Below are 25,229 nucleotides of genomic sequence, written 5' to 3'. Positions count from 1 at the left end.
CCGCCCGCTTTCGTTCAGACCACGGGGCCCGGTTCCTGCTCCTTGCGCAGGATCGCGTACAGGATGATCGCGCCGAACGTCGCGGTGCCGATCCCGCCGAGCCCGAAGCCGCCGATCTTCAGCGAGAAGTCGCCCGCGCCGAGCACGAGCGTGACGGCCGCGACGATGAGGTTGCGGTTGTCGGAGAAGTCGACCTTGTTGACGACCCAGATCCGCGCCCCCGTCACCGCGATCAGCCCGAACACGACGATCGACACGCCCCCGAGCACCGGGCCCGGAATCGTCTGGATCACCGCGCCGAACTTCGGCGAGAAGCCGAGCCCGATCGCGATCAGCGCGGCGATCGCGAACACCAGTGTCGAATAGATCCGCGTGACGGCCATCACGCCGATGTTCTCCGCGTAGGTCGTCACGCCCGTGCCGCCGACGCTGCCCGACACGATCGTCGCGAGCCCGTCGCCGATGAACGCGCGGCCGACGTAGCGGTCGAGGTTGGTCCCCGTCATCGCGCTGACCGCCTTGATGTGGCCGAGGTTCTCCGCGACCAGGATCACCGCGATCGGCGCAAGCATCAGCATCGCGTGCGGATCGAAGACCGGCGTGCGGAAGCTCGGCACGCCGAACCACGCGGCATGCGCGACGATCGCGAAATCGATCGGCTTGCCGAGGCCCATCCCGTTGGTCGCGACCGCATAGATCACGTACGCGATCACGAGCCCGACGAGGATCAGCAGGCGCTGCATCATCCCGCGCGCGAACACCGCGACGCCGCCCACGCACAGCACCGTGACGAGCGCCATCACCGACTCGAAGGTCGATGCCGACACGCCCTTGACCGCGATCGGCGCGAGGTTCAGCCCGATCACCGCGACCACCGCGCCGGTAACGACGGGCGGCATCAGCGTCTCGATCCAGCGCGTGCCGATCGCCTGCACCAACGCGCCGAGCGCGACGTACACGACGCCGCACGCGATGATCCCGCCGAGCGCGACCGGGATGTTCGGATTCGGGCCGCTGCCGCCGTAGCCGGTCACCGCGATCACCAGGCCGATGAACGCGAAGCTCGAGCCGAGGTAGCTCGGCACGCGGCCGCCGACCAGCACGAAGAACAGCAGCGTGCCGATGCCCGACATGAAGATGCACAGGTTCGGGTCGAAGCCCATCAGCAACGGCGCGAGTACGGTCGAGCCGAACATCGCGACGACGTGCTGCACGCCCATCGCGACCATCTGCGGCCACGCCAGGCGCTCGTCAGTGCCGACCACGCGCGATGCCGCGCCGGTCGATTGCACCCGCCAGCGCGGGAAGTAGGAATCGGACATGGGGAAAAGGGCTCCTGTCGATCGCCGGCTGCGGACGGTGCGCCGGTCTGGAATCTGGCGCGAGTTTACGGAGCGGAAATGGGGCTGGCAAGCGCGAACCCGTCGACGCAACGGTCGTACCTGCCGGAGCATGCGTGGCGGGCGGGGCCGCGGGCTTGCGCCGGTGACCAGCGGCTGCCGATGGCTGCCGGCCGATGCGCCGCGCAACGTAAGCGTGCACTCACATCGAGCCGGTCGCCGCGGGCATCAAGAATTGATGTACTGGAACAGCGACAGGTTCTGCAGTTGCGCGTAGGCCTTTTGCGCGCCCGACAGCGCGTTCTGCATCTGCAGGAACTGGCTGATCGTCGACACCATGTTGGTGCTCGTCAGATCCGACAGGTCGTTGGTGACCTGCAGCGAATTGTTCTGGTTCACCGCCTGCATCGCCTGGATTTCCTGCTCGCGGCCGCCGACCGACGCCTGCACGGTGAGAATGTTCGTCATCGTGTTGTTCAGCTTCGTCGTGCCGGTCGTCATCGTGTTCGAGAGCGCGGCCGCCGCGGACGTATCGCTGCCGACCGGCGTCTTCAGCGCGGCGATCATCGTGTCGAGCGTGGCGAACACGTCGGTGCCGGCCTGCGGCGCGGGCGTGACGGTGAACGTGTCGCCCGCTGCCGGCGTACCCGACACCGGCACCGTCAGGCCGTTGCCGAGCGCGATCGCGCCGCCTTCCGAATACGGTTGCGGCTGGGTCTCGCTCGACGGCCCGATCGTGTTGTCGGTCACCGTATAGGTCGGCGCATCCGCCGTGCCGCCGAACGTGATCGTGAACGCGTGACCGTTGGTCGCCGCCGCCGGGTTCGTGATCGACACCGCGCCGATCGTGCCGGTGCCGGTATTGCCCGTGCCCGTCGCGCCCGTGCCGGCGGCCGGCACCGGCTGGCTGCCGAGCATCGGCACCGACATGAACACGCTGGCACCGCTGTCGCTCTGCGAAATCGAGCGCGTGTCGGCGATCTGCACCTCGCGCGTGCCGCTGTCGCCGCTGTACACCGCGCCGCCGCCCGGCGCGTTCGAGAACGGCGCCGACGTCGACTGCGTGCCCGCGAACAGATAGTTGCCCGCGCCGTCCGCGGTATTCGCGAGCGTCATCAGCTGGTCGCGATAGCCTTGCAGCTGCGTCGCAAGCGCCGATCGGTCGCTGTCGGACAGCGAGCCGTCGCCGGCCTGCATGACGACCGTATGCATGCTGTTCAGCAGGTTGTTCACGCTCGTCAGCGTCTGGTCTTCCTTCTGGAGCGACGACAGCGCGACGTTCTGGTTCGTGGCGTACTGCGACAGCGTCGCCGAGCTCATCGACAGCTGCACCGCCTGCGCGGCGCCGAGCGGGTTGTCGGCCGGCGTGGACAGGCTCACGCCGCTCGAAATCTGCTGGTACAGCTGCGCGAGCTGCGCCTGCTGGTCGCTCATCTGCGCGACGTTGAGCTGGTAAAACTGGGAAGTGGAAATCCGCATCGCTTCGATCCCCGGAATCAGTTGAACAGGCCGAGCACGGTCTGGAACAGCGTCGCGGCCGTCTGGATGACCTTCGCGTTGGCCTGGTAGAGCTGCTGGTACTGCATCAGGTTCGCCGCTTCCTCGTTCTGGTTCACGCCCGACACCGACTGCTGCGCGGTCGTGATCTGGCCGACGAGCGAAGTCTGCGCGGCACTCGACGACTTCAGCTGGCTCGCCGAGTTGCCGATGCCGTTCACGTAGCCGGCGTATGCGCCGGTCAGCGTGGTCGAGCCGTTGCCGAACGATTTCGTGCTGACGATCTGCGACAGCGCAAGCGCGTTGGAACCGTCGTTCGTGCCGCCCGCGTAAGGCCCGATCTTGAACGAATCGCCGTCCGCCGGCGTGCCCGCCAGCGACACGGTCACGCCGTTCATCGCGCCCTGCGCGGTGCCCGACATCGTCAGCGTCGCGCCCACGGACGGGTCGTACGGCACCTGCGTCGTCCCGTCGGCAATCGCCACCGTCTGGGGCGGCGTGCTCCCGATCGTCACCGTGGTGCCGGCCGGGAAGCCCGACAGCGACTTGCTCGCCGCGTCGTAGGTCAGCGTGGTCGACGGCACCTGGTAGCCGGCGCTCACCCCGCCCTGCGTGATGGTGGCGCTGCCCGAGTTCGTCGTGGCGGCCGACGCCACCACCGGCGACGCGGCCGCGATCGCCGAGCCGCTCGACGTCGCGAGGGCGAAGCCGTCCAGCGCGCCGCGCGTCGGCAGCACGGTGAACTGGTCGCCGGCATTCATCTGCGTGCCGTTCGCGAACGAGAAGTCCAGGCCGCCGATCGATGCCGGCATCGACGTCGACTGGCCGACCACCGTGCCGCTCGCGCGATCGGTCAGCGTGTAGTTCGTGCCGTCGTACGACAGCGTGTAGTCGCTCGTGGTCGGTTGCGACGCATTGGCGAACGACACGCTCAGCGACGCATTGCCCGTATTGCCCTGGTTCGCGTAGACGGCCGGGTCCGGGATCGTGAACAGCTTGCCGCCCGGCATGCCCGACAGGTCGACGCCGAGCGCGTTCTGCCCGTTGACCTGCGCGGCGAAGCTGGTGGCGATCGCGCCGAGCTGCGCCTGCGCCGGGTCGAGCGTCTGGTTGCGGAACGCGAGCAGGCCGCCGAGCGTGCCGCCCGACAACGACGAATCGGGCAGCGTCTGGTTCGGGCCCTGCGGATTCGCGCCGGCGATGCCCTGCGACACGACGGTCAGCTCGCTCGGATCGGACGACGACGTCACGGTCGCGAGCTGATAGCTCTTGTCGGCGACGACGAGCGGCTGGCCGCCCGCGAGGAACACGCTGTAGCCGCTGTCGTTGCGCACCACCTGCACGCCGGCGAGGCTCGACAGGTTCGACAGCGCGAGATCGCGCTGGTCCATCAACTGGTTCGGCGGCTGCCCCTGGCTGTTCGCGGCCGTGATCTGCTGGTTCAGCTGCGCGATCTGCGCGGTGTACGTGTTGATCTGCGACACCGTGCTGGTGAGCTGCGTATTCACGCTCTGGCGCAGCGCGTCGTACTGCTGGCCGGCCGCCGTGATCTGGTCGGCCAGCGTCTGCGCGTTGCTCATCGCGGTCTGCCTCACCGACGGGTCGGACGCATTGTTCGCGACGCCCTGCAGCCCGGTGAAGTAGTTGGTGATCGCGGTCGAGATCCCCGCCGTCGGGCTGCCGACGTAGTTGTTCAGCTGCGCGACGAGCGAGTACCAGGTCGACAGCGCGCCGCTTTGCGACTGTGCGCTGTTCAGCTGGTCGTTCAGGTACTGGCTGTACTGCCGCTGCACGGTGACGGTGTTCACGCCCTGCGGCAGGTAGCCGCTCGACGTGTACTGGCCGCTCGCCTCGGCATACACCGGGCGCTCGACCGAATAGCCCGGCGTCGCGGCATTGCTGATGTTCTGGCCGGTCGTCGTGAGGCCCCAGAGTGCGGCATTCAGGCCGCTGACGCCGAGGTTCAAGAGAGAGTTGGACATGCGCGATCCTGATGGGCCGGCCGGGCTGCGGCCGCCGGGTTGCGTGACTCCCGGTATAACGGCCGCCGAGCGGAAAAATTGAGGAAAAAATGCACGCGCGACGCGCAGGCGCGCGTCGCGTTCGGGAAGACGGGCGGCCCCTGGAAGCGCCCGGCGTGAAAGCGGCCCGCGCGGGGGGCCGGCAGTGCGCGCGTCAGGCCCGCGCGAGCGAGCGGCGCTTCATTTCGAGCTGCGTGATCAGGCGCTGCAGCGTGTTCTCCGCGCTGCCCGGCAACGACATGAAGCGAAAGCCGAGCTGGTAGCGCCGCGAGCCGTTCGGCATCTGGGTCGAACGCTGCGACACGAGGCAAAGGTCGAGCGACAGCCTGCCGTGACCGGTCAATTCGAGCTCGACCTCCGGCAGCAGCGTGCCGACCTCGAGCGCCTCGACGCGCTCGTCGGCCGTGCGCAGGCCGACGCCGCCGAGCGACAGGTTGTGCACCTCGAACACGAAGCCCTCGCCGTCCGGCAGCTTGCCGCGGCACAGGAACGGATCGATCACCGGCGCATCGACACGAAAATACTCGCGGCGCTGGATGCACACGAGCACGTCGGGGAAATCGGCGACGAACGCGGGCAGCCCCTCGTAGCGCGTCTCGCGCGGCGTGCCCGTGGTGAATTCGACACGCACGCCGTCCGGCGCCGCCGAGAACGTGCAGTGCGACGCGGCGAGAATGCCGGCGTTCTGCTCGGACAGCGCGCCCCAGTCGAACGTGAACGTGCGCGCGCCGACATCGACTTCGAGCAGGCGCGTGACAAGCTGGCCGCCCGGATACTGGACGGTCAGGAAATCGCCGCGGTTCACGAGGTTGCGCAGCTGCACGCCGATCTCCAGCGGATTGCGGCGGGCGTAATCGGGCCCGGAGTGGCCTGCATCCTGACTCGGAGCAGACGACGTTTCGATATTCATGGCTAGCCGGTTTTCTTGTCTTGGGCGCCCGGGGCAACCGGTACGCAGTAAAGTCGGGCCAGAACATGGGCCCGGTTGCTGGTCTCACACACTTAGCGGCAGTGCTCAACGAAAGTTTAGATCGAATTGCCGCTTTTTTTCGCGCAAACGTTGAAACCGCGCGCGGCGGGGAGCCGGGCGCGGTCCGAAGAACGACGAGCGGGAGGCAGGCCGGTTCCGGCACGCCGCGCCCGCTCAGCCGATCTGCTGCATGATCGAGATCAGCTTCTTCGCATAATTCGGGTCGGTCGCATAACCGGCCTTCTGCAGCCCGTGAGCAAAGCCCTCGACGCTGCGGCTCGCGCTCAGCACGCCCGCGTAGCGCGGATTGTTCTTCAGCAGGTTCGCGTAGTCGGTCATCGCATGCTCGTACGAATCATACGCGCGGAACTTCGCGACGACGCGGCGCGGCGTGCCGTTCACGTATTCGGTCGTCAGCGCCGACACCGTGCGGCCCGTCCAGCCCTTGTTCGCCTTGATGCCGAACACGTTGTAGCTGGTCGAGCCGTCGCTCGCGCGGATCTCGCGCTTGCCCCAGCCCGATTCGAGCGCGGCCTGGCCGACGATGAAGCGCGCCGGGATTCCGGTGGTCGCGCTCGCCGCCTGCGCCGGCCCGGCGAGCCGGTCGACGAATGCGTCGGCGTTCTGCACACCGCTCGCGCCCTTCAGCGGCGGCGTCAGCGCGCTGCCGGCCGAGTAGCCGCGCGAGCCGGCGAGCGCGCCGTTGTTCGCCGCGTTCGCGTAGGCCCGGGCCATCGCGCTCATCGCGGCGAGGCTGCCTTCGTTACCCGACGAGCCCAGCCCGGCCGCGCCGGCGTCGGCCGCCGAGTCGCTGCCCGCCCCCTGCCCCGCGTTGCGCAGCAGTTGCTTCATCAGCGCGTCGGCGACGCCGATCCCGCGCTTCGACATCTGCTGCGCGAGTTGCTGGTCGAGCATCGACGTGTACATCTTCGACGTGTGCGAATCGAGCAGCCCGCCGTCGGGCGTCGCATCACGCATGCTCTTGAGCATCATCTGCGTAAACATCGCGTCGAACTGCCCGGCGACCGCCTTCGCGCCGGCCTGCGGCGACTGCTTCGCCTGCGCGCGCAGCGCGTCGAAGCCCTGCACGTCGAGCGCGAAACGCTGCGTGAGGTCGTTCGCGTTCGGAAGGTTCGCTGCCATTTAGATGATCTCCAGGTCCGCGCGCAGCGCACCGGCCGCCTTCATCGCCTGCAGGATCGACATCAGGTCCGCCGGCGTCGCGCCGAGCGTGTTCAGCGCCTTCACGACGTCGGCGAGGTTCGCGCCGGCCGTCACCATCTTCAGCGCACCGTTGTCCTGCTTCAGCTGGATCTGCGACTGCTGCGCGACCACGGTCTGCCCGCTCGAGAACGGCCCCGGCTGCGACACCACCGGCTGCGTGTTGACGACCACCGACAGGTTGCCGTGCGCGACCGCGCAGCTTTGCAGCGTGACCATCTGGTTCATCACGATCGAGCCGGTGCGCGCGTTCAGGATCACCTTCGCGGCGGCCCGGTCCGGGCTCACGTCGATATTCTGCAGGCGCGCCATGAACGCGACCTGCTGCGCGGAGTCGACCGGCGCCGCGAGCTGGATCGTACGGCCGTCGAGCGCGGTCGCGGTTCCGGGGCCGAAGTTCGCGTTGACCGCGGACACGATCCGCTCCGCGGTGCCGTAATCCATGTCGTTCAGCTGCAGTTGCAACGCGCCGTGCATCTGCGCGATCGCATTCGGCACCGAACGCTCGACGATCGCGCCGCCGACGATCCGGCCGGCCGCGAGCTGATTCACCTGCACGCGGCTGCCGTTCGCGCTCGCGCCCGCGCCGCCCACCGCCATGTTGCCCTGCGCGAGCGCATACACCTGCCCGTCCGCGCCCTTCAGCGGCGTGAGCAGCAGCGTGCCGCCGCGCAGGCTCTTCGCGTTGCCGAGCGACGACACGGTCACGTCGAGCGCCTCGCCCGGCCGCGCGAACGGCGGCAGCGTGGCCGTCACCATCACGGCCGCGACGTTCTTCAACTGCATGTTGTTCAGCGACGACGCACCGCCGTTCGCCGAACCGTTGTTGATCGAGATGCCGAGGTTCGCGAGCATGTTCGCGAGCGTCTGCGTGGTAAACGGCGTCTGCATCGTCTGGTCGCCCGTGCCGTCGAGACCGACGACGAGGCCATAGCCGATCAGCGGGTTGTCGCGCACGCCCTGGATCTGCACGAGGTCCTTCAGGCGCTCGGCGTGCGCCGGCGCGGCGCCGAACGCGCACGCGGCGAGCGCGAACGCGGCGGCGATCCGCACGATGCCATGCGCGCGGCGCGGCAGGCTGGCGGACAGGCGACGAAATACGGTGTGCTGCATCGTCATCACCACGGTGCGATGTTGAGGAAAAAGCGCTGCAGCCAGCCCATCGTCTCGGCTTCGTTGATGTAGCCCTTCGCCGAATATTCGATCCGCGCGTCGGCGACCTGCGTCGAGTACACGGAGTTCGCGCCCGAGATCGTGTTCGGATTCACGACGCCCGAGAAACGCACGAATTCGTTCCCCTGGTTGATCAGCATCTGCTTCTCGCCGCTCACGACGAGGTTGCCGTTCGGCAGCACGTTGGTGACGGTCACCGTGATCGTGCCGTTGAACGTGTTCGCCGCGCTCGCGCCGCCCGTCGCCGCGAACTTGTTGTCGCCGCTCGCCGACAGGTTCGCCTTCGAGAACAGCCCGCCGAGGAAGCCGGCGGTCGGCACGTTGAAGTCGGTATTGCCCTGCCGGTTGGTGTTCGCGCCCGACGACTTGGTCGCGTTGATGTTCTCGGCGATCACGATCGTCAGGATGTCGCCGATGTTGCGCGGGCGCTGATCCTCGAACAGCGGCCGGCCCGCGTATCCCGGGTTGTAGATCGAGCCGGGCGCCTGCATCGACATCGGCATCGGCGGCTGGGCGGTCATCGGCTGCTGGATGATCGGATCGTGCGGAATCTGCGCGCAGCCGGCGAGCGCGGCCACCGCGACCGCGCACGCGGCGCGGACGGTAGCTGACGGGAGGAGACGAACCTGCTTCATGGCAACGACGGGACTTTCCGGTTAACTCTTCATCTGCGTGACGGTCTGCAGCATCTGGTCGGACGTCGTCACGGCCTTGCTGTTGATCTCGTATGCACGCTGGGTCTGGATCATGTTGACGAGCTCCTGCACGACGTTCACGTTCGACGCCTCGACATAGCCCTGGTTGAGCGAGCCCGCGCCGTTCAGCCCCGGCTGCGACACGTTCGGCGCACCCGACGACGTCGTTTCGGCGAACAGGTTCTCGCCCTTCGCCTCGAGGCCGGCCGGGTTGATGAAGGTGGCGATCTGCAGCGAGCCAATCTGCACCGCGTTGGTCGAACCCGCCTGCGTGATCGACACGACGCCGTCCTTGCCGATCGTCAGCGACGTCGCGTTCTGCGGCACCGTGATCGCCGGCAGGACCTGGTAGCCGCTCGACGTGACGAGCTGGCCCTGCGCGTTGGTCTGGAACGAGCCGTCGCGCGTGTAGGCGTTCGTGCCGTCCGGCATCAGCACCTGGAAGAAGCCCGCGCCGTTGATCGCGACGTCCTTCGAGTTGCCGGTCTGCGTGAGGCTGCCCTGCGTGTACAGGCGCTCGGTCGCGACCTGCTGCACGCCGGTGCCGAGCTGCAAGCCCGACGGCAGTTCGGTCTGCTGCGTCGAGTTCGCGCCCGGCTGGCGGATCGTCTGGTACAGCAGATCCTCGAACACCGCGCGCGACGCCTTGAAGCCGTTCGTGCTGGTGTTCGCGAGGTTGTTCGAGATCACGTCCATCTGCGCCTGCTGCGCATTCATGCCGGTGGCTGCAATGTAGAGCGAACGGTTCATGTTGAATCCTCTCCTGGTAGCGCGGACCGTGCCGCTCAGCTGAAGTTGAGCAGCTGGTTCGCCGACTGCTCGTTCTGGTCGGCCGTCTGGATCAGCTTGGACTGCAGCTGGAACGCCCGCGCGTTGTCGATCATCGCGACCATCGCGGTCACCGGGTTCACGTTGCTGCCTTCGAGCGAATTCGGCGTGACGACCACGTTCGGGTCGGCGTCGGCCGGATTGCCGTCGGCGGTGCGGAACAACCCGTCGTTGCCGCGCGCGAGCGTGGCCGGATCGGGATTGACGAGCTTCATCTGGTCGACGATCGCGACCGCCGTCGGCGGGTCGCCCGGCATCAGCGCGGACACCGTACCGTCCTTGCCGATCGTCACTTCGGCGTTCGGCGGCACCGAGATCGGGCCGCCGTTGCCGACCACCGGCAGGTTGCTCGCGTTCACGAGCTGGCCGTTTTCATCGACGTGCAGGTTGCCCGCGCGCGTGTACGCCTCGCCGCCGTCGGCCGTCTGCACCGACAGCCAGCCGGGGCCCTGCACCGCGACGTCGAGCGGATTGCCGGTGCGCGTGATCGGGCCCGGCGCGAAATCCGCGCCGGGCGTCGACGCCAGCACGTAGGTGCGGGTCGTCGCCGGATCGACCGTGCCGCCGTCGCCGAAATTCATCGGCACCGCGCGGTAGGTCGCGAGCTGCGCGCGAAAACCCGTCGTCGATGCGTTCGCGAGGTTGTTCGCGACGATCGCCTGCTGGTCGAGCGACTGCGACGCGCCCGTCATCGCCGTGTAGATCAGTCGGTCCATGGCTGCCGGTTATCCGCGCGTTACAGGTTGATGAGCGTCTGGTCGACGGTCTGCTGCGTCTTGATCGTCTGCGCGTTCGCCTGGTAGTTGCGCTGCGCGGTGATCAGGTTGACCAGCTCCGACGTCAGGTCGACGTTCGAGTTCTCGAGCGCGCTGCCCTGCAGCGAACCGTGGTTCGTGGTGCCCGGCGCGGAGATCTGCGGCACGCCCGACTCGGCGCTTTCCGCATACTGGTTGCCGCCGAGGTTGATCAGCCCGTTCGGGTTGTTGAAGTTCGCGAGCGCGATCTGGCCGAGCACCGCCGTCTGGCCGTTCGAGTAGTTGCCGGTCAGCTTGCCGTCGGTGCCGATCGAGTAGGTCGTCAGCGTGCCGCTCGCGTAGCCGTCCTGCGCGAGGTTGTTCACGCCGTCCTTGCCGCCGTACTGCGTGGTGCCGGTCAGGTCGAGCGTCATGGTCTGCGGCGTCGCCGAGCCGTCCGTGTTCGGCACGGTGAACTGGAACTGGCCGATCGACGCGGTCGGCGTGGCCGGCGTGCCCGTCGTCGTGCCCTGGATCGCGCCCGACGAGTCGAACGTGACCGTGCCAAGATCCGTCGGGGTGCTGCCCTGCACGCCCGCGTAGGCTTCCCACGTGCCGGCGTCCGACTTCACGAAGTACATGCTGACGGCCTGCGAGCCGCCGAGCGAGTCGTACACCTGGATCGACGTCGAGTAGTTGTACGTCGTGTTGTCCGACGGATCGATCGGCGATTTCGCCGGCGTCGTGTCCTGCGAGTTCAGGTTGAACTGGGCGGAGATCCGGGTCGTCGCGGTCGGCGCGATGTTGGTCGTCGGCGCCTGCAGCGCCACCGTCTGCGACGTGTTGATCACGCCGTTCTTGTCGGCGGCATAGCCCATCAGGTTCATGCCCTGCGCATTGACGATGTAGCCGTTCTTGTCGCGCTGGAACGTGCCGTCGCGCGTGTACGTCATCACGCCGTTGTTCGACATCTGGAAGAAGCCGTTGCCGTTGATCGCGACGTCGAGCGACGAGCTCGTCGTATTGATCGCGCCCTGGCTGAACTGCTGCTGCACCGACGCGAGCGACGTGCCGATCCCGATCTGCGTGTTGAGCGACGTCGCGATCGAGTTCGCGTACACGTCGGCAAACTGCGCGGTGCTCGACTTGAAGCCGACCGTGTTCGCGTTCGCGATGTTGTTGCCGATCACGTCGAGCGCGTTCGATGCGCCGGCGAGGCCGCTCAGCCCCTGTTGATAACCCATTTCGGTCTCCGTTTCGAGAAATCTGGATTAGTTGGTTGTGGCGCCGCCGGACGACGACGCGGACGACGTGGTGTTCGGGTAGATCGACGCGACCTGGGTAAGCCCCACGGTCGTGCCGTTCGACAGCATGAGCCCGGCGGTCCCGTCCGCCTGCTTGATCACGCTTTGCACCTGCGCGGCCGCGAGCGTCGTCGCGCTCTGCTGCGTGCCGGTGCTGTCGGTGTACGTCGCGCTGACCGTGTACGCGCCATCGGGCAGCGTGTTGCCCGCCGCGTCGGTCGGTGTCCAGTTGAACGGCACCGTGCCGGCCGACTGCGCGCCCGCGTTGATCGTGTTGACGACTACGCCCGAGCTGTTCTTCACGGTGAGGGTCAGGTTCGACACGTCGTTCGCGAGCGACACGCCGAACGGCGACGCCGCGCCGCCCTTCACCGCGACGCTGTTGCCGGGCGCGAGCACGTTCGTGCCGATCAGCAGTGCGGCCTGCGTCTGCTGGCCGGCCGCGAGTTGCGTCGACAGCGACGTGAGCGACGTGTTCAGCTGCGCGATGCCGCTCACCGTGTTGATCTGCGCGAGCTGCGACGTCATCTGCGAACTGTCGACGGGGCTCGTCGGATCCTGGTTCTGCAACTGCGTGACGAGCAGCGTCAGGAACGTCGACTGCAGGTCGCTCGCCGACGTGCCGGTGCTCGACACGTTGTTGGTGTTCATCGTGTCGGTCGGCAACGTCGACACGTTGGTGCCGTTGCCGCCGATCGTCGTGCTGGAGGATGTCATCCTGGGTGGCCTTCTGTCGGAACTGTCGGGTCTGTAAGGTCGCGCGCGGCTCAGGAGCCGATCGTCAGCGTCTTGAGCATCAGCGTCTTCGCGGTGTTCAGGGTCTCGACGTTCGCCTGGTACGAGCGCGACGCCGAAATCATGTTCACCATTTCCTGCACCGGGTCGACGTTCGGCATCTGCACGTAGCCGTTCGCGTCGGCGGCCGGGTTCGCCGGGTCGTAGGTCGACTTCATCGGCGACGGATCGTCCACCACCTTCGACACGCGCACGCCTCCCACGCCCTGGCCGGACGCGGTGCGCACGCCGCCGAGCGGGTCGGTTTCGAACACGACCTGCTTGGCCTTGTACGGCTTGCCGTCGGGGCCGGTCGCGCTGTCGGCGTTCGCGAGGTTCGACGCGGTGACGTTCAGGCGCTGCGACTGCGCGGACAGCGCCGAACCGGCGACGCCGAAGATGTTCATCAACGAGGGCATGGAGGCTCCTTGTTCGGGTGCGCGAGCGGCGCGCGCTTACGAGTTCGTCGAGATCGCGGCGATCATCGCCTTGATCTGCTGGGTCATCACGGTCATCCCGGTTTCGTAGTGCAGCGCGTTGTCCGCGAACTGCACGCGCTCGACGTCGAGATCGACCGTGTTGCCGTCGAGCGACGGCTGCAGCGGCATCCGGTACTGCGCGCGGCCGTAGTCGTCGGCCGGGCCGCCGGTCGGAATCAGTTTCGCGGCGCCGGCCATGTGACCAGGCGCCGTGGACACCATCGTCATCCCGCTCGTCACGCCGGCCGGCTGCGCCATCGGCAGCTGCGCGGCGTTGTCCGGTACGACGCCGCCGTCGGCCTGCTTCAGCGAGCGCGCGAGCGTCGACGCGAAATTGACGTCGCGGGCCTGGTAGCCGGGCGTGTCGGCGTTCGCGATGTTCGACGACAGCAGTTCCTGCCGGTAGGCGCGCACGTCGAGCGCCTGCCGGCCGAACGCGAATTCGGCATCGAGTTTGTCCAGCATGTGTGCGTCTCTCCGTATGAAGCGCTGCACGCCCGTCGGGCCGGATGGCGACCCAAGGGGCTTTTTTCCATGACAGCGATGGTAGGCCGCGCGCGCAACCGGCAATCGGGCGAATAACGCGGCAAAGGCCCCCTCTATTCATCGTTTGCGCGGCGACCCCGCTCCCTAGAATGCGAATCGGATCAACGGATCGAGGACACGGCGATGACAGGCAGCGCACTTCGCGGGAACAACCGGCGCGGCACACGCGTGCCGCGTGCGTTCGCGCTCGCCGCGGCGCTTTGGCTCGCCGTGCCGGCCGCGCGCGCGGACGACGGGACGATCGTGATTCCCGGACGCGGCGAGACGGCCGAAACCGCGCTCGCGCATGCGAACGCGGCGAGCGGCGGGCAGTTCGGCGGAAATGTCGGGAATGCCGACGCCGGGGCAGGCATCGCGCCCGAAACGACAGGAAATGCCTACCGGCCGGCACCCGGCACGGCCGGTGCGGCCGGGGCCGGCTACGCGGTGCAACCGGGTAGCGCGACGGTCGCAACGAACCCGCCGCCAGCCTCGACCTACGCGGCGGCCCGCGCGAACGCCGGTTATGGCAACGCGCCGCGCGCCATCGATCCGGCCGGCGTCGCGACGGTCGTTGCCGGCACGGCCGAGCCCGCATCGAACGCGGCGCGGCTCGCGCGACAGCCGGCGGTCGCCGCACGCGCCGCCACGGCGCCGCGCGCGCCGGCGACTTCCGCCAATGCCGCCAACGCGGCGGTGCCCGCTACAGCGGCAGCGGCCCATCCCGCACCGCTGCCGGGCCAGCAAGACCCCGAAGCGATCCGGCGCACGGCCCTCACGTTCCTGCAGCAGCAGATCGCCGGCCTGCCGGGCAAGACCACCGCGACCGTCGCGGCGGCGTTTCCGCGCGGGCTCGCGGCGTGCACGACGCTCGAACCGTTCCTGCCGACCGGCGCGCGCCTGTGGGGCCGCACGACGGTGGGCGTGCGCTGCGCGGGCGAGCGGCCGTGGACCGTCTATCTGCAGGCGAAGGTCACGGTGCAGGCCACTTATTACGTGGCCGCGCGGCAGATCACGCCCGGCGAGCCGCTCACCGCGGCCGATCTCGTCGCACGCGACGGCGACCTGACGGTGCTGCCGCTCGCGGTGATCACCGATCCCGCGCAGGCGGTCGGCGCAACCGCGCTCGCCCGCATCTCGGCCGGGCTGCCGCTGCGCCAGGACATGCTGAAGAGCGCGGCGTCGGTATCGGCCGGCCAGACGGTGCGGGTGGTGGCAGCCGGACCCGGCTTCACGATCTCGGCCGAAGGCAGCGTGCTCGCGAATGCGGCGCCGGGCCAGTCGGTGCGGGTCAGGATGGCGGCGGGCCAGATCGTCACGGCGATCGTCAAGGACGCCGGCACCGTGGAAATTCCGCTATAGGGACGGATGACCCCGCAAGATTGCAAAGAATTGTTTATTCGAAGAATTTCGGGCTCGCGATGCTAAAGTTCGGGCCGGCCCGGCCGTTATCTGGGTCAAACCGTACAGGAAACCCATCGTGAAGATCGACTCCACTCCGAACCCGAGCCCGAGCCCACTTGCGCCGACCGGCAACGGCGCGACCCGCGCGCAATCCGGCGCGGCTTCGTCGACGTCCGCGCAGGCGGCCGACGCAGGGTCGACCGGCGGCGACACGACCGTGAACCTGTCGGGTCTGTCCGGCCAGCTGCGCTCGCTGTCGGCATCGGGCAACGCCGACATCGACACGGCACTCGTCCAGTCGATCAAGGACGCGCTGAACAACGGCACGCTGACGGTCGACGTGAACAAGATTGCCGACGGTGTATTGAATACCGCCCGCGACCTGCTGCAACAGCAGCGACCGCAGGGCAACTGAGCCGGATTGGGGCCTGTCACGCCCCGGCCGGTCCCCCGGTTTGCCGGTGCGCCGACACGCGCGCCGGCGCGACGAGCATGACGCGATGAGAGAAGAGCTGCTGGCCACGATCAACGACGAACACGCGACGGTCGAGGCGTTCGCGTCGCTGCTCGCCTACGAGGAAAAGGCGCTGACGACTCCCGAGCCGCTCGACATGCTGCCCGGCATCGTCGAGAAGAAAACCGCGCTGCTCGACCGGCTCGCGCTGCTCGAACGCACGCGCGACACGCAGTTGTCCGCGCTCGGCTTTCCGGCCGGCAAGAAAGGGATGGACCAGGCCGCCGAGCGCGATGCCCGCCTCGCCGGCCGCTGGCAGTTGCTGCTGCAGGCCGCCGAACGCGCGCGCCAGGCCAATGCGAACAACGGGATGCTGATCCGGATCCGGATGGACTACAACGAGCGCGCGCTTGCGGTGCTGCGCTCGGCGCCCGCGCCGAGCGGCGTCTACGGGCCCGACGGGCGCGTGTCGGCGCTGATGCGCTGACGTGCCGATGCGCAAACGGGCCGCGCGGTGATCCAGTCGCCGCGCGCCGTCTCCCGCCTGACTCCCCCCCTCACAGCAGCGGACATGCAGTGACCTGCGTGCCGCGTTCCACGCAAAGTCGTTCGTAGTCGCGCAGATAAGCGCGCTCGTCGTCGTCCAGCAGTTCGAGATCGATCAGGTCCCAGTCGTAGCCGACCGTCACGATGTTCTCGAACGCGACGGTATCCGACGCGTCGTCCGCGTGCACGATCACGATGTTCTCGATCCGCACGCCGCCCTTGCCCGGCACGTAGATGCCCGGTTCGACCGAAATCACCGCATTCGGCACCAGCCCGTACTTCGCGCCCGGAGCGAACCGCACGCCGCCTTCGTGCACGTGAATCCCGACGCCGTGCCCGGTGCCATGACCGAAATCGTAGCCGTGGTCGCGGCATACCTGCCGCACGGTCGCATCGACGTCGTCGCCCGTCGCCGTTTTCGGGAAGCGCGTGACGAGCCCCTCGATGCAGGCCTTCAGCGCGACGGTGTAGATCTCGCGCTGCCACGGCTGCGCCACCGTCTCCGCCCGCGTTCGGCGCAGCACGACGCGCGTGCAGTCCGTCGCGAAGCCGGCGTCGTAGTACGCGCCGCTATCCAGCAGCACCAGTTCGCCTTCGGTCAGCCCGACGTCGGCGCTCGCCGCCGTGTAGTGCGCGAACGCGCTGTTCGCGCCGTTCGCGGCGATCGACGGGAACGTCAGCGCGAGCGCCGAGCGTGCGCCGTACGCGTCGTTGATCCTGCGCGCGAGATCGTATTCGGTCGGGTTTCGTCCCGGCTCGCCGGCCTTCGCCCAGCGCATCGTCTCGGCGATTGCCGCCGAACTGCGCGCGAACGCATCGCGGAAGCGGTCGAGCACCGCCGGCGTCTTGCTGGCGCGCATCGCCTCGACCGGATTGAAATCGGCGTGGCGCGCCTGCGGCCACACGCGGCTCACCGACTCGACGAGCGCGCAGTTGACCGATTCGAAGCCGTAGCACACGTGATCGACCGCGCATGGCGCGAGGAAGCGCTCGAGTTCGGCGAAGTCGCGCCGGATCACGTGCAGCGCCGGATACGACGCCAGCTCGACCGGGCACCGGTCGCAGCCTTCGGGCAGGAACAGCGCAATCTGCTCGCCGATCGCGAACAGGAAGCCCAGGTGCGACGACGCATTCGGAATGTGATAGCCGCGGCTGTTCAGCAGATACGCGAGGTCGTCCGATGCGCAGGTGAAGAACGCGGTCTTGCCGTGCGCCGAGCCGGTGTGCGCGGCGAGCCGCGCGTTCAGCGTGGCGAGGTTCTGCGCGACGCTCGCGCCGGTCGTGGCTTCCGGCAGCTCGAAGATCGGCCGCTCGACCACCCAGCCGGGCAGCGCGATCGCGCGGTCGATCTCGCGCTCGACGAGGCTCGCCCATTCCAGCCGCGCGGCCCGGGTCTGCTCGACCAGCCGGTCGCGCTGCCCGGCGCTGATCCGCAGCGCGTCGTAGCCGATTCGTTCGAGCCGGCCCGCACCCGCGACCAGCCAGTCGGCCAGCGCCTGCCAGATCGTCACGTTCATGCCGAGCTTCTCGATGTGCACGCGTGCCGGATCGCACTGCTGCTCGGCCTGCAGGTGATAGCGGCCGTCGACGAACAGCACGAAGCGCGGCACGTCGAGCGCGCGCGCGGCCGCGTCGCTCAGGAACAGCCCGCAGCCGGCCGAGCCATCGAAACCCGACAGCGCATAGCGCGGATTGTTGCGGCGCGGCAGGTATTCGGTGATGTATTCGTCCTGCGACGTGACGACCACGGCGTCGAGCCGCAGCGCATCGAGCACGCGCGACAGGCCCGCCTGCGCGTCGGCGACGGAGGCATCGTACGGGGGAAGGCCGGAGAAGTTGTATTTCAGTCGATCGATCATCGGATGCTCGCGTGATTCGTTGTTATCGGCCGCCCGCGGCGCAATGCGATACGCGGACGACATGCAGCGTGGCATGCATCCGGCGCACCGTCGGGCCGCCCGCCGCGTCGGTCGCGCGGCCAGGCCCGGAATTTTTGTCTCACTAAAATTCCTGATGCAGCGCGACAGAATCTAGAGCACGCCGAAATTGAGGTCAAGCTAAAATTTTGGTGGCGCTAAAATTGCCGGCGCGGCATGCCGCGCGGTAGATGCCGACGGTACAATGCGCCGGCATCGTCGGCCGGACGGCCATGTTTCGTGCGATTCGCGTCAAAACAACGGCCCGGCGACTGCACCGCCCCTCCGCCCGCCTTCCGACTCGTTGTCACGAAAGAGATTCATGGATTCAGACATCATGCGTATCGGCCAGCGCATTCGGCGCCTGCGCCGGGAAGCGAAGAAGACGCTGCTGGAAGTCGCGACCGAAGCCAATCTGTCGGTCGGATTCCTGTCCCAGGTCGAGCGCCATCTCACGGGCATCTCCCTGTCGTCGCTCGTCAACGTCGCGAAGGCGCTGAACGTGCCGCTCGGCGCGCTGATCGACCAGCCGCGCCAGGCACAGCCCGACTCGCACGAGGGCAGCCGCGAACCATACGCGGTCGACGCGATGTCGCAATGGTACGAGCGGCTGTCCACCACCTTCGACGGCAGCCAGATTAACGCGTTGAAGGTCCGGATGATGGAGGGCTACCGGTCGGAATGGGTCTCGCACGGCGGCGACGAGTTCGTGTACGTGCTGACCGGCCGGCTCTGCTACACGATCGGCAAGCAGGATTACCCGCTCGCGCCCGGCGATTCGCTGCACTTCGACGCGCGCAAGCGCCATCGCGTCACGAACGTCGGCGACGGGCCCGCCGAGCTGATCGCGGTCGGCACGCTGCCGCTCTTCGACGACCGCTGCGCCGAACTCGTATCGGCGACGCCGGGTATCAGGCCGGCCGGGCACGATGCCGGCGCGGCGCCCGGCGAGCCGCGCGTGAGCCGGCGCGAACCGGCCGCCGGACGCGAGCGCGACGCGCAGGCCGCGGCGCCCGCCGGCAAACCGGCCCGAGCCGCGGAACAACTGCCTGCCGCGAAACCGCGCACGCACGCCGGTAAACGCCCGGGCCGCCGCCACACCGGCCCGCCGCGCCGCAGCCTGCGCGAAGAAATAACGTGGTGCTACGGCCGCCCCGGCCCGCCCAATTCCCATTCGGCGATCGCGAGCGCCTGTTTGACGGGCCTCGACGCGTGCACGATGCACGGTCCTGATCTGCAGCGCGTCGCCGCCGACCCTGCGCGCGATCGCGCCTGCGTCGACGCTGCGCGCAGCCACCAGCGCCACGCGCAGCCGCTCCGCCTGCGGATACGGCTGGGTCTCGAGCCCGAGCCGGCCGCGCGCATCCGATTCGCATGCCTGCAGCATCTCGGCGAAGCGCGCCGGCTTGCGCAGCGCGTCGCTGCGCTCGAAGAACCGCACCAGCGCGGCCGCGCCCATCTCCATCACGCGATGCAGGTTGCCGTGCTCGCGCGCGACCACCAGCGCGAGATCGCGGCATTCGTTCGGCACGCGCAGCCGCTCGCACAACGGCTTGAGCAGGTCGACGCTGCGGCCTTCGTGGCCGACGTGGCGCGGCAGTATGTCTGCGGGGGTCGTCGCCTTGCCCAGATCGTGCGTGAGCGCCGCGAAGCGCACCGGCAGCGAATAGCCCTGCTTCGCCGCATAGTCGACGACCATCATCACATGCACGCCCGTGTCGACTTCCGGGTGGTAGTCGGCGCGCTGCGGCACGCCCCACAACGCGTCGACTTCAGGCACGATGCGCGCGAGCGCGCCGCACTCGCGCAGCACCGCGAACATCCGCGACGGTCTCGCTTCCATCAGCCCGCGCGCGATCTCCTGCCACACGCGCTCGGGCACCAGCGCATCGACCTCGCCCGCATCGACCATCCGCCGCATCAGCGCGAGTGTTTCGTCCGCGATCGTGAAATCCGCGAAGCGCGCGGCGAAGCGCGCGATCCGCAGGATTCGCACCGGATCCTCGACGAACGCGTCGCTCACGTGCCGGAACACGCGCGCGCGCAAGTCGGCCTGCCCGTCGAACGGGTCGATCACGGGGCCGACCAGCGCGCCCTCCGGGCTCACCTCGCGCGCCATCGCATTGATCGTCAGGTCGCGCCGCGCCAGATCCTCTTCAAGCGTTACGTCCGGCGCGTAGTAGAACTGGAAGCCGTGATAGCCGGCCGCCGTCTTGCGCTCGGTGCGCGCCAGCGCGTATTCCTCCTGCGTGTCCGGATGCAGGAACACGGGGAAATCCTTGCCGACCGGCCGGAAGCCCTGCACGGCCATCTGCTCTGGCGTGGCGCCCACCACCACGTAGTCGCGGTCCTGAACCGGCTCGCCGAGCAATTCGTCGCGGATCGCTCCGCCTACTGCGTAGATGTTCATGGCTGGGGTTCGTATTCGGCAATCATGTTGGTTTCGCGGCGCGCGGCATCGATCCACCGCTGCACCGCCGGCAGCGCCGTCACGCGCGCCGCGTAGCCTGCCGCCTCCGGCGACAGCGCCGGCGCATACGTGTTGAAGCGCATCACGACGGGCGCATACATCGCGTCGGCGATCCCGAATTCACCGAACAGGAACGGCCCGCCCGAGGCCTCGATGCACGCGCTCCACAGCGCGTCGATGCGCGCGACGTCGGCAAGCGCGTCGGGCGTCGCGCCGCGCCCGGGCATCGACGCACGCACGTTCATCCCCATCTGCGTGCGCACCGCGGCGAAGCCCGAATGCATCTCGGCCGAAACGCAGCGTGCATGCGCGCGCTGCAGCGGATCGGCCGGCCACATCGGCAAGTGCGGATAGCGCTCGGCGAGCGTCTCGGCGATCGCGAGCGAATCCCAGATCGCGGCGCCGTGGTCGTCGATCAGGCACGGCACCTTGCCGGACGGCGAATACTCGCGGATGCGCGCGGCGGTGTCGTCGCGGCGCAGCTCGATCGCGATCTCGTCGAACGGGATGCCGAAGTGCGCGAGCAGCAGCCACGGCCGCATCGACCATGACGAGTAGTTCTTGTCTCCAATGACGAGTTTCATGGCGGGGTTCCGAAAAGCGCAAAAGTGAAGAACGAAGCGGCCGCGTGCGGCGCCCTAGCGGCGCGAGCGGAACCAGTCGAAGCGCGAACGCTGCGCGGCGTTGCCGAGGTACGCGGGTGCGATGCTTTCGAGACTCGCGGGCGACAGCCCGAGTTCCGGCGCGAGCGGCCCGGACAGCACGTTGGGCACCGACATCGACGCGAGATTGTCGCGCGTGATCACCGGCTCGCCGGGCAGGCATTCGAACACGCGCGCCTGCAGCCGCGCGAGCGCGTCGGGCAGCCGCACGATGCGTGCCTGCCGGCCGACCAGCGTGCCGCAATAGCGCACCAGTTGCTCGAGCGTGTAGACGGTCGGGCCGCCGAGTTCGTAGGTCTTGCCATGCGCGGCCGCGAGATCGAGCGTGTTGACGAACGCGCGCACGACGTCGCCGACGAATACGGGCTGGAAGCGCGCATCGGGCATCGCGAGCGGCAGCACGGGCACCGTGCGCTGCAGCTTCGCGAACGTGTTGAGGAACGCGTCGCCGGGGCCGAACACGACCGACGGCCGGAAGATCGTCACCGCGAGCGAATCGGTCGCCGCGACCGCATGCAGCGCGGCCTCGCCGTCGCCCTTCGAGCGCTGGTACATGCTCGCGCCGTGCGAATCCGCGCCGAGCGCGCTCATGTGCAGCACGCGCCGCACGCCGACCTCGATGCATGCGGCGGCCAGCGCGGCCGGCAGCGCGACGTGCGCACGCTCGAAGCCCGGCCCGTACGGCGTGCCTCGGCCGCCGTGCAGCACGCCGACCAGGTTGATCGCCGCGTGCGCGCCGGCCACGAAACGGGCCAGCGTGCGCGTATCGAGTGCGTCGAGCTCGACGATTTCCACCGGCAGCATCTGCAGGTGGCGCGCGTGCTCGCGTCGCCGCGTGCCGATGCGCACCCGCTTGCCGGCGTCGATCAGCGCATTGACGAGCCGGCTGCCGATGAAGCCGGTGCCGCCCAGCAGCGCGACGGTCTGGCCATCCATGTCGTGGACCTCAAAAGAGCACTGCCGCGTCTCGCGCGGCAGTGTGAAGATTGCGGATCAGGGCGAGATCATGCCTAGACGTTTCTTCAACGACTGCGGTTTGCCCTCGAAGAGCGCCGCGTAATACACGGTGTTCGACAGCACGTTCTTCACGTAGTCGCGCGTCTCGTTGAACGGGATCGTCTCCGCGAAGATCGCGCCTTCGACCGGCTGCGTCAACACCTGGCGCCACTGGCGCGGCCGGCCCGGGCCCGCGTTGTAGCCCGCGGTGGCGAGCACCGGCGAGCTGTCGAAGTTGTTGTAGATGTCCGACAGATACCAGGTGCCGAGCTGGATGTTGGTATCGATGTCGTGCATCTGCGCGCGCGTGATCGGGCCAAGCCCGAGCTTCTTCGCGACCATCTGGGCCGTCGCCGGCATCAGCTGCATCAGGCCGCCCGCACCGACCGACGAGCGCGCGGTCGTGATGAAGCGCGACTCCTGACGGATCAGCCCGTACGCCCATTCGACGTCGAGGCCCGTCGAGCGCGCGTAGCGCTCGACGATGTCGCGGTACGGCGACGGGTAGCGCAGCGTGAAGTCGTGCTCGGCCTTCGTTCGGTCGGCGGTGTTGACCGTGCGGTCGAGCAGGTCGATGCGCTTGCCGTATTCGGCGGCCGCGAGCAGCTGGCGATCGGTCATCCCGCGCAGCGGCCAGTTCCATTCGCGGTTGCCTTCGAGACGCAGGTTCAGCGCATAGAAGCGCTGCGCGAGCGCGAAGCCCGGGATCCTGCTCATCGCGTCGACCTCGGCATCGCTCACCTTGGTGCGCGGCGGGATCGTCGTGCGCTGGCCCAGCTCTTCGCCGGCGAGCTGCCCGTAGAAGTTGAACTGGCCGGCGACCTGCTCGAATTCCTGGTTCGCCTGCAGCGTGTCGCCGCTCTGCTTGAGCGCGCGCGCATGCCAGTAGATCCACGCCGGATCGTCGCGCAGCGACGGCGGCATCTGCTCGATCGACCAGCGCACCATCGGCCAGTTGCCGGCGAGCAGCGCGGCACGCGTGCGCCATTCGTAGCCCGGGTTCGACAGCGGCGCGTTCGCGGATTTCGCATACCAGACCGACGCGAGCGGCGAGCGCTTGAGCGCGCCCTGATAGCCGATCGCCCCCCATCCGATCGCCTGCTCCTGCTTCGTCAGCGACGCGGCAACCGACGTCAGCATCCCCGCCGCCGCGTCCGGATCGTTGCGCGCCATGCGGCCGAGCGCGATCAGTGCGAGCTGGTGCGAGACCGCGTCCGGGCCGACGCCGCGCGCGAGGTACAGCGGCGGTGCGCTCGTCGCCTGGTCGAAGCCGACCGGGCGCGGGCCGAGCGCGTCGACGATCTTGCCGCCGAGCGACGTGTAGTTCTGCTCGAACGCGAGGCGCGCCTGCTGCCACACGTCGTCGCTCGTGAACTGCTGGTTGACGGTAAGCGCGGTAATCAGGTCGACACAGGCGTCGCCGTAGTATTTCGGCTCGACGAGCAGCGCACGCGCCGCATCGGCGACGTTCTCGCCGCGCGCCGCGCGCGACTCGAGCGCGTAGCACTTGACCTGCGTGTCGTCGTCGAGCACGAAGCGCTTGTACTGGTCGTCGAAGCCGCGCCAGTCGTGGCGGGCGCCGAGCACGAGCAGGTAGTCGTTGCGCAGACGGTCGGCGATCGCCTGGCCGTCGTAGCGCTGCAGGAACGACTGCACGGGCGCGTCGGGCGCATCGATGCGCGCGCGGCCCGACGAATCGAACAGCTGCGGCTTGATCTGGAAATACTCGACGTAGGACGGGACCGGATAGTTCGGGATCATCGACGCGAGCTGCGCGGCCTTCGCGGCATCGTTGCGGCGCGCGGCTTCGCGAAGCTGCACGAAGATCTGGTCGTCCCCGGCCAGCGTGTCGTCGCTCGGTGCGGCGCACGCCGCCGTGCCCGCCACGAGCGCGGCGGCCGAAAGCGTCAGCGCGACCGCGCGATATACTCGGAAAAGGCTGTTGGACATCGTTTTGAATGGAGCACGAAGTGAGCGAAAGCATAGCATGCAACCCTGTGCCGAACCCGAAGGTTGCGCTGCGCAAAACGCTGTCCGGCGCGCGTCGCGACGCCGCGTCGCAGCCCGCCGCGAACGCCGCGCTCGACGCGCGGCTGCGCCAGTTGCTCGAGCGGCTCGCGCCGCGCACCGTCGGCTTCTACTGGCCACTGCCGGGCGAGTTCGACGCCCGCGATGCGGTGCTCGCATGGTCCGCGGCAAGCGCGGGCCGCCGCGCGGCGCTGCCGGTGATCGGCGAGCGCCATACGCCGCTCGCGTTCCACGCGTGGGATGCGGCGACGCCGATGCGCGAAGGCCATCACCGGATTCCGGAACCGGCGTCGGGGATCGTCGTCGTACCCGATCTATTGTTGATTCCGTGTGTGGGATTCGACCTGCAGCGCTACCGGCTCGGCTATGGCGGCGGCTACTACGACCGCACGCTCGCCGTGTGGCCGGGCGCCACGCGGCCGGTAACGGTCGGCATTGCGTACGAAGCATGCCGCGTCGATGCGCTGCCGGCCGAAGCGCACGATCTTGCGATGTGCTGGATCGTGACCGACGGCGCGCTCTACCCGGCCGCCGGATGACGCGGCGCGCGGCGCCGCGGCCGTTGCCGCACGCGCGTCAGCCGGGCGCCACGCGCCGTTCCGTTCGCAATCGTTTACAGCGATGCCGCCGCACGCGCGGCCGTGTCGTAGAGCCCCGACGCATGGCGCAGCAGTTGCGCCGCGTCGCCGATCTGCTGGTTGGTGAGGCCGCTGTCCTTCAGCGTCTCGATCAGGCAGTGCTCGCGCACCTCCCGATACTTCAGGCACAGATCGCGGCCCGCGTCGGTCGCGAAGAAGAACACCTCCTTGCCGTTCTTCTCGCTCTTCACATAGCCGCGCGCGATCAGTTTTTTCAGCGCATAGGTCGCGACGTGCGTATCCTCGATATTGAGCACGAAGCAGATGTCGGCCAGCTTCTTCTTGCGTTCGCGATGGCTGACGTGATGCAGCAGCGACACTTCGACCGCCGTCATGTCCTTCGCACCGGCGGCCGACATGCAGCGCACCATCCATCGGTTGAACGCGTTGCCGGCCATGATGAGTCCGTATTCGAGTTCCGACAGCTCCGCGCTCGAATCGGAAACGAGGTGTTCGGATGACACGATCTTGGTCGGAGGACGCTTCATGGAAAGGCGGCGCAAGCAGGATGTCAGGGTGTGCCGAGTGTACGCCAGAAGCATCGGCATGCGAGC

General features: G+C 68.4%; 22 protein-coding genes and 2 pseudogenes. 5 read left to right on the top strand and 19 right to left on the bottom strand.

Going from position 1 to position 25,229, the window contains the following annotated elements:
* Positions 1-14: 14 nt before the first annotated feature.
* From J7024_RS24000 to flgB, 13 genes are all read right to left on the bottom strand, one after another.
* Positions 15-1,322 (bottom strand): solute carrier family 23 protein, encoded by a 1,308-nt coding sequence (locus J7024_RS24000; RefSeq protein ID WP_124828104.1) that lies wholly within the window; start codon positions 1,320-1,322, stop codon positions 15-17.
* Positions 1,323-1,568: 246 nt separating this feature from the next.
* Positions 1,569-2,819 carry a flagellar hook-associated protein FlgL gene (gene flgL, locus J7024_RS23995; RefSeq protein WP_175751037.1) on the bottom strand — a complete coding sequence of 417 codons (1,251 nt, stop codon included), beginning with the start codon at positions 2,817-2,819 and terminating at the stop codon, positions 1,569-1,571.
* A gap of 17 nt (positions 2,820-2,836) precedes the next feature.
* Positions 2,837-4,819 (bottom strand): flagellar hook-associated protein FlgK, encoded by a 1,983-nt coding sequence (gene flgK / locus J7024_RS23990; RefSeq protein ID WP_124828106.1) that lies wholly within the window; start codon positions 4,817-4,819, stop codon positions 2,837-2,839.
* A gap of 193 nt (positions 4,820-5,012) precedes the next feature.
* Positions 5,013-5,768 (bottom strand): flagellar brake protein, encoded by a 756-nt coding sequence (locus J7024_RS23985; protein WP_175751038.1) that lies wholly within the window; start codon positions 5,766-5,768, stop codon positions 5,013-5,015.
* 234 nt (positions 5,769-6,002) lie between these two features.
* Positions 6,003-6,971 (bottom strand): flagellar assembly peptidoglycan hydrolase FlgJ, encoded by a 969-nt coding sequence (gene flgJ, locus J7024_RS23980; protein WP_124828108.1) that lies wholly within the window; start codon positions 6,969-6,971, stop codon positions 6,003-6,005.
* Positions 6,972-8,162, bottom strand: coding sequence for a flagellar basal body P-ring protein FlgI (locus J7024_RS23975; protein ID WP_124828109.1), 1,191 nt, complete (start codon positions 8,160-8,162; stop codon positions 6,972-6,974).
* 5 nt (positions 8,163-8,167) lie between these two features.
* Complete coding sequence (gene flgH / locus J7024_RS23970) at positions 8,168-8,857, bottom strand: flagellar basal body L-ring protein FlgH (protein ID WP_096508507.1); 690 nt, start codon at positions 8,855-8,857, stop codon at positions 8,168-8,170.
* Between the two features lie 21 nt (positions 8,858-8,878).
* On the bottom strand, positions 8,879-9,667 hold the full coding sequence (gene flgG / locus J7024_RS23965; RefSeq protein ID WP_124828110.1) for a flagellar basal-body rod protein FlgG: 789 nt from the start codon (positions 9,665-9,667) through the stop codon (positions 8,879-8,881).
* 35 nt (positions 9,668-9,702) lie between these two features.
* Positions 9,703-10,461, bottom strand: a complete 759-nt coding sequence (gene flgF / locus J7024_RS23960) for a flagellar basal-body rod protein FlgF (protein WP_124828111.1) — start codon at positions 10,459-10,461, stop codon at positions 9,703-9,705.
* A 20-nt stretch (positions 10,462-10,481) separates the two neighbouring features.
* On the bottom strand, positions 10,482-11,723 hold the full coding sequence (flgE, locus tag J7024_RS23955) for a flagellar hook protein FlgE (RefSeq protein WP_124828112.1): 1,242 nt from the start codon (positions 11,721-11,723) through the stop codon (positions 10,482-10,484).
* Between the two features lie 27 nt (positions 11,724-11,750).
* Positions 11,751-12,500 carry a flagellar hook assembly protein FlgD gene (locus J7024_RS23950; RefSeq protein WP_124828113.1) on the bottom strand — a complete coding sequence of 250 codons (750 nt, stop codon included), beginning with the start codon at positions 12,498-12,500 and terminating at the stop codon, positions 11,751-11,753.
* 50 nt (positions 12,501-12,550) lie between these two features.
* The gene (gene flgC, locus J7024_RS23945; RefSeq protein ID WP_096508502.1) at positions 12,551-12,976 is read right to left on the bottom strand and encodes a flagellar basal body rod protein FlgC; all 426 of its coding nucleotides are present in this window, start codon (positions 12,974-12,976) and stop codon (positions 12,551-12,553) included.
* Positions 12,977-13,012: 36 nt separating this feature from the next.
* Complete coding sequence (flgB, locus tag J7024_RS23940) at positions 13,013-13,501, bottom strand: flagellar basal body rod protein FlgB (protein ID WP_124828114.1); 489 nt, start codon at positions 13,499-13,501, stop codon at positions 13,013-13,015.
* 204 nt (positions 13,502-13,705) lie between these two features.
* Between flgB and flgA the strand changes: the two genes are divergently transcribed.
* The 3 genes from flgA (at position 13,706) to J7024_RS23925 (ending at position 15,906) form a co-directional block, all read left to right on the top strand.
* The gene (gene flgA, locus J7024_RS23935; RefSeq protein ID WP_124828115.1) at positions 13,706-14,923 is read left to right on the top strand and encodes a flagellar basal body P-ring formation chaperone FlgA; all 1,218 of its coding nucleotides are present in this window, start codon (positions 13,706-13,708) and stop codon (positions 14,921-14,923) included.
* Positions 14,924-15,041: 118 nt separating this feature from the next.
* Positions 15,042-15,380, top strand: coding sequence for a flagellar biosynthesis anti-sigma factor FlgM (gene flgM / locus J7024_RS23930; protein WP_175796192.1), 339 nt, complete (start codon positions 15,042-15,044; stop codon positions 15,378-15,380).
* A gap of 85 nt (positions 15,381-15,465) precedes the next feature.
* Positions 15,466-15,906 (top strand): flagella synthesis protein FlgN, encoded by a 441-nt coding sequence (locus tag J7024_RS23925; RefSeq protein ID WP_124828117.1) that lies wholly within the window; start codon positions 15,466-15,468, stop codon positions 15,904-15,906.
* Positions 15,907-15,976: 70 nt separating this feature from the next.
* On the opposite strand, the gene J7024_RS23920 is transcribed toward J7024_RS23925, so the two are convergent.
* Positions 15,977-17,824, bottom strand: coding sequence for a M24 family metallopeptidase (locus tag J7024_RS23920; protein WP_175770372.1), 1,848 nt, complete (start codon positions 17,822-17,824; stop codon positions 15,977-15,979).
* A gap of 379 nt (positions 17,825-18,203) precedes the next feature.
* Here J7024_RS23920 and J7024_RS23915 point away from each other — a divergent pair.
* Positions 18,204-19,017: pseudogene (locus J7024_RS23915) on the top strand (helix-turn-helix domain-containing protein).
* Positions 19,018-19,024: 7 nt separating this feature from the next.
* On the opposite strand, the pseudogene J7024_RS23910 reads toward J7024_RS23915, so the two are convergent.
* The 4 genes and pseudogenes from J7024_RS23910 to J7024_RS23895 all read right to left on the bottom strand — a co-directional run bounded on the left by J7024_RS23910 (position 19,025) and on the right by J7024_RS23895 (position 23,959).
* Positions 19,025-20,291: pseudogene (locus J7024_RS23910) on the bottom strand (multifunctional CCA addition/repair protein).
* A complete protein-coding gene (locus tag J7024_RS23905) occupies positions 20,288-20,935 on the bottom strand; it encodes a glutathione S-transferase family protein (protein WP_175751041.1) in 648 nt (215 codons plus the stop codon). The pseudogene J7024_RS23910 and the gene J7024_RS23905 overlap by 4 nt, the downstream one beginning before the upstream one ends.
* 54 nt (positions 20,936-20,989) lie before the next feature.
* The gene (locus J7024_RS23900) at positions 20,990-21,949 is read right to left on the bottom strand and encodes a complex I NDUFA9 subunit family protein (protein ID WP_124828121.1); all 960 of its coding nucleotides are present in this window, start codon (positions 21,947-21,949) and stop codon (positions 20,990-20,992) included.
* Positions 21,950-22,006: 57 nt separating this feature from the next.
* Positions 22,007-23,959, bottom strand: a complete 1,953-nt coding sequence (locus J7024_RS23895; protein WP_124828122.1) for a lytic transglycosylase domain-containing protein — start codon at positions 23,957-23,959, stop codon at positions 22,007-22,009.
* Between the two features lie 8 nt (positions 23,960-23,967).
* Between J7024_RS23895 and J7024_RS23890 the strand changes: the two genes are divergently transcribed.
* Positions 23,968-24,576, top strand: a complete 609-nt coding sequence (locus J7024_RS23890; RefSeq protein ID WP_124828123.1) for a 5-formyltetrahydrofolate cyclo-ligase — start codon at positions 23,968-23,970, stop codon at positions 24,574-24,576.
* 74 nt (positions 24,577-24,650) lie between these two features.
* On the opposite strand, the gene J7024_RS23885 is transcribed toward J7024_RS23890, so the two are convergent.
* Positions 24,651-25,163, bottom strand: coding sequence for a winged helix DNA-binding protein (locus tag J7024_RS23885; protein ID WP_096508492.1), 513 nt, complete (start codon positions 25,161-25,163; stop codon positions 24,651-24,653).
* Positions 25,164-25,229 lie beyond the last annotated feature (66 nt).

This window comes from Burkholderia sp. WTPI3, from assembly GCF_021483755.1.
In the GTDB taxonomy this organism is placed as follows: Bacteria; Pseudomonadota; Gammaproteobacteria; order Burkholderiales; family Burkholderiaceae; genus Burkholderia.
Note: the sequence above shows the minus strand (reverse complement) of the source record. Positions and strands in the feature narration are given on the sequence as shown.

Coding starts and splice junctions, on each gene's coding strand:
- J7024_RS23885 (WP_096508492.1), bottom strand. CDS start 25,163: ATGAAGCGTCCTCCGACCAAGATCGTGTCATCCGAACACCTCGTTTCC.
- J7024_RS23890 (WP_124828123.1), top strand. CDS start 23,968: ATGGAGCACGAAGTGAGCGAAAGCATAGCATGCAACCCTGTGCCGAAC.
- flgB (WP_124828114.1), bottom strand. CDS start 13,501: ATGCTGGACAAACTCGATGCCGAATTCGCGTTCGGCCGGCAGGCGCTC.
- flgG (WP_124828110.1), bottom strand. CDS start 9,667: ATGAACCGTTCGCTCTACATTGCAGCCACCGGCATGAATGCGCAGCAG.
- J7024_RS23895 (WP_124828122.1), bottom strand. CDS start 23,959: ATGTCCAACAGCCTTTTCCGAGTATATCGCGCGGTCGCGCTGACGCTT.
- flgH (WP_096508507.1), bottom strand. CDS start 8,857: ATGAAGCAGGTTCGTCTCCTCCCGTCAGCTACCGTCCGCGCCGCGTGC.
- J7024_RS23950 (WP_124828113.1), bottom strand. CDS start 12,500: ATGACATCCTCCAGCACGACGATCGGCGGCAACGGCACCAACGTGTCG.
- J7024_RS23925 (WP_124828117.1), top strand. CDS start 15,466: ATGAGAGAAGAGCTGCTGGCCACGATCAACGACGAACACGCGACGGTC.
- J7024_RS23920 (WP_175770372.1), bottom strand. CDS start 17,824: ATGATCGATCGACTGAAATACAACTTCTCCGGCCTTCCCCCGTACGAT.
- flgK (WP_124828106.1), bottom strand. CDS start 4,819: ATGTCCAACTCTCTCTTGAACCTCGGCGTCAGCGGCCTGAATGCCGCA.
- flgJ (WP_124828108.1), bottom strand. CDS start 6,971: ATGGCAGCGAACCTTCCGAACGCGAACGACCTCACGCAGCGTTTCGCG.
- flgC (WP_096508502.1), bottom strand. CDS start 12,976: ATGCCCTCGTTGATGAACATCTTCGGCGTCGCCGGTTCGGCGCTGTCC.
- flgF (WP_124828111.1), bottom strand. CDS start 10,461: ATGGACCGACTGATCTACACGGCGATGACGGGCGCGTCGCAGTCGCTC.
- J7024_RS24000 (WP_124828104.1), bottom strand. CDS start 1,322: ATGTCCGATTCCTACTTCCCGCGCTGGCGGGTGCAATCGACCGGCGCG.
- J7024_RS23900 (WP_124828121.1), bottom strand. CDS start 21,949: ATGGATGGCCAGACCGTCGCGCTGCTGGGCGGCACCGGCTTCATCGGC.
- flgA (WP_124828115.1), top strand. CDS start 13,706: ATGACAGGCAGCGCACTTCGCGGGAACAACCGGCGCGGCACACGCGTG.
- J7024_RS23905 (WP_175751041.1), bottom strand. CDS start 20,935: ATGAAACTCGTCATTGGAGACAAGAACTACTCGTCATGGTCGATGCGG.
- flgE (WP_124828112.1), bottom strand. CDS start 11,723: ATGGGTTATCAACAGGGGCTGAGCGGCCTCGCCGGCGCATCGAACGCG.
- J7024_RS23985 (WP_175751038.1), bottom strand. CDS start 5,768: ATGAATATCGAAACGTCGTCTGCTCCGAGTCAGGATGCAGGCCACTCC.
- J7024_RS23975 (WP_124828109.1), bottom strand. CDS start 8,162: ATGCAGCACACCGTATTTCGTCGCCTGTCCGCCAGCCTGCCGCGCCGC.
- flgL (WP_175751037.1), bottom strand. CDS start 2,819: ATGCGGATTTCCACTTCCCAGTTTTACCAGCTCAACGTCGCGCAGATG.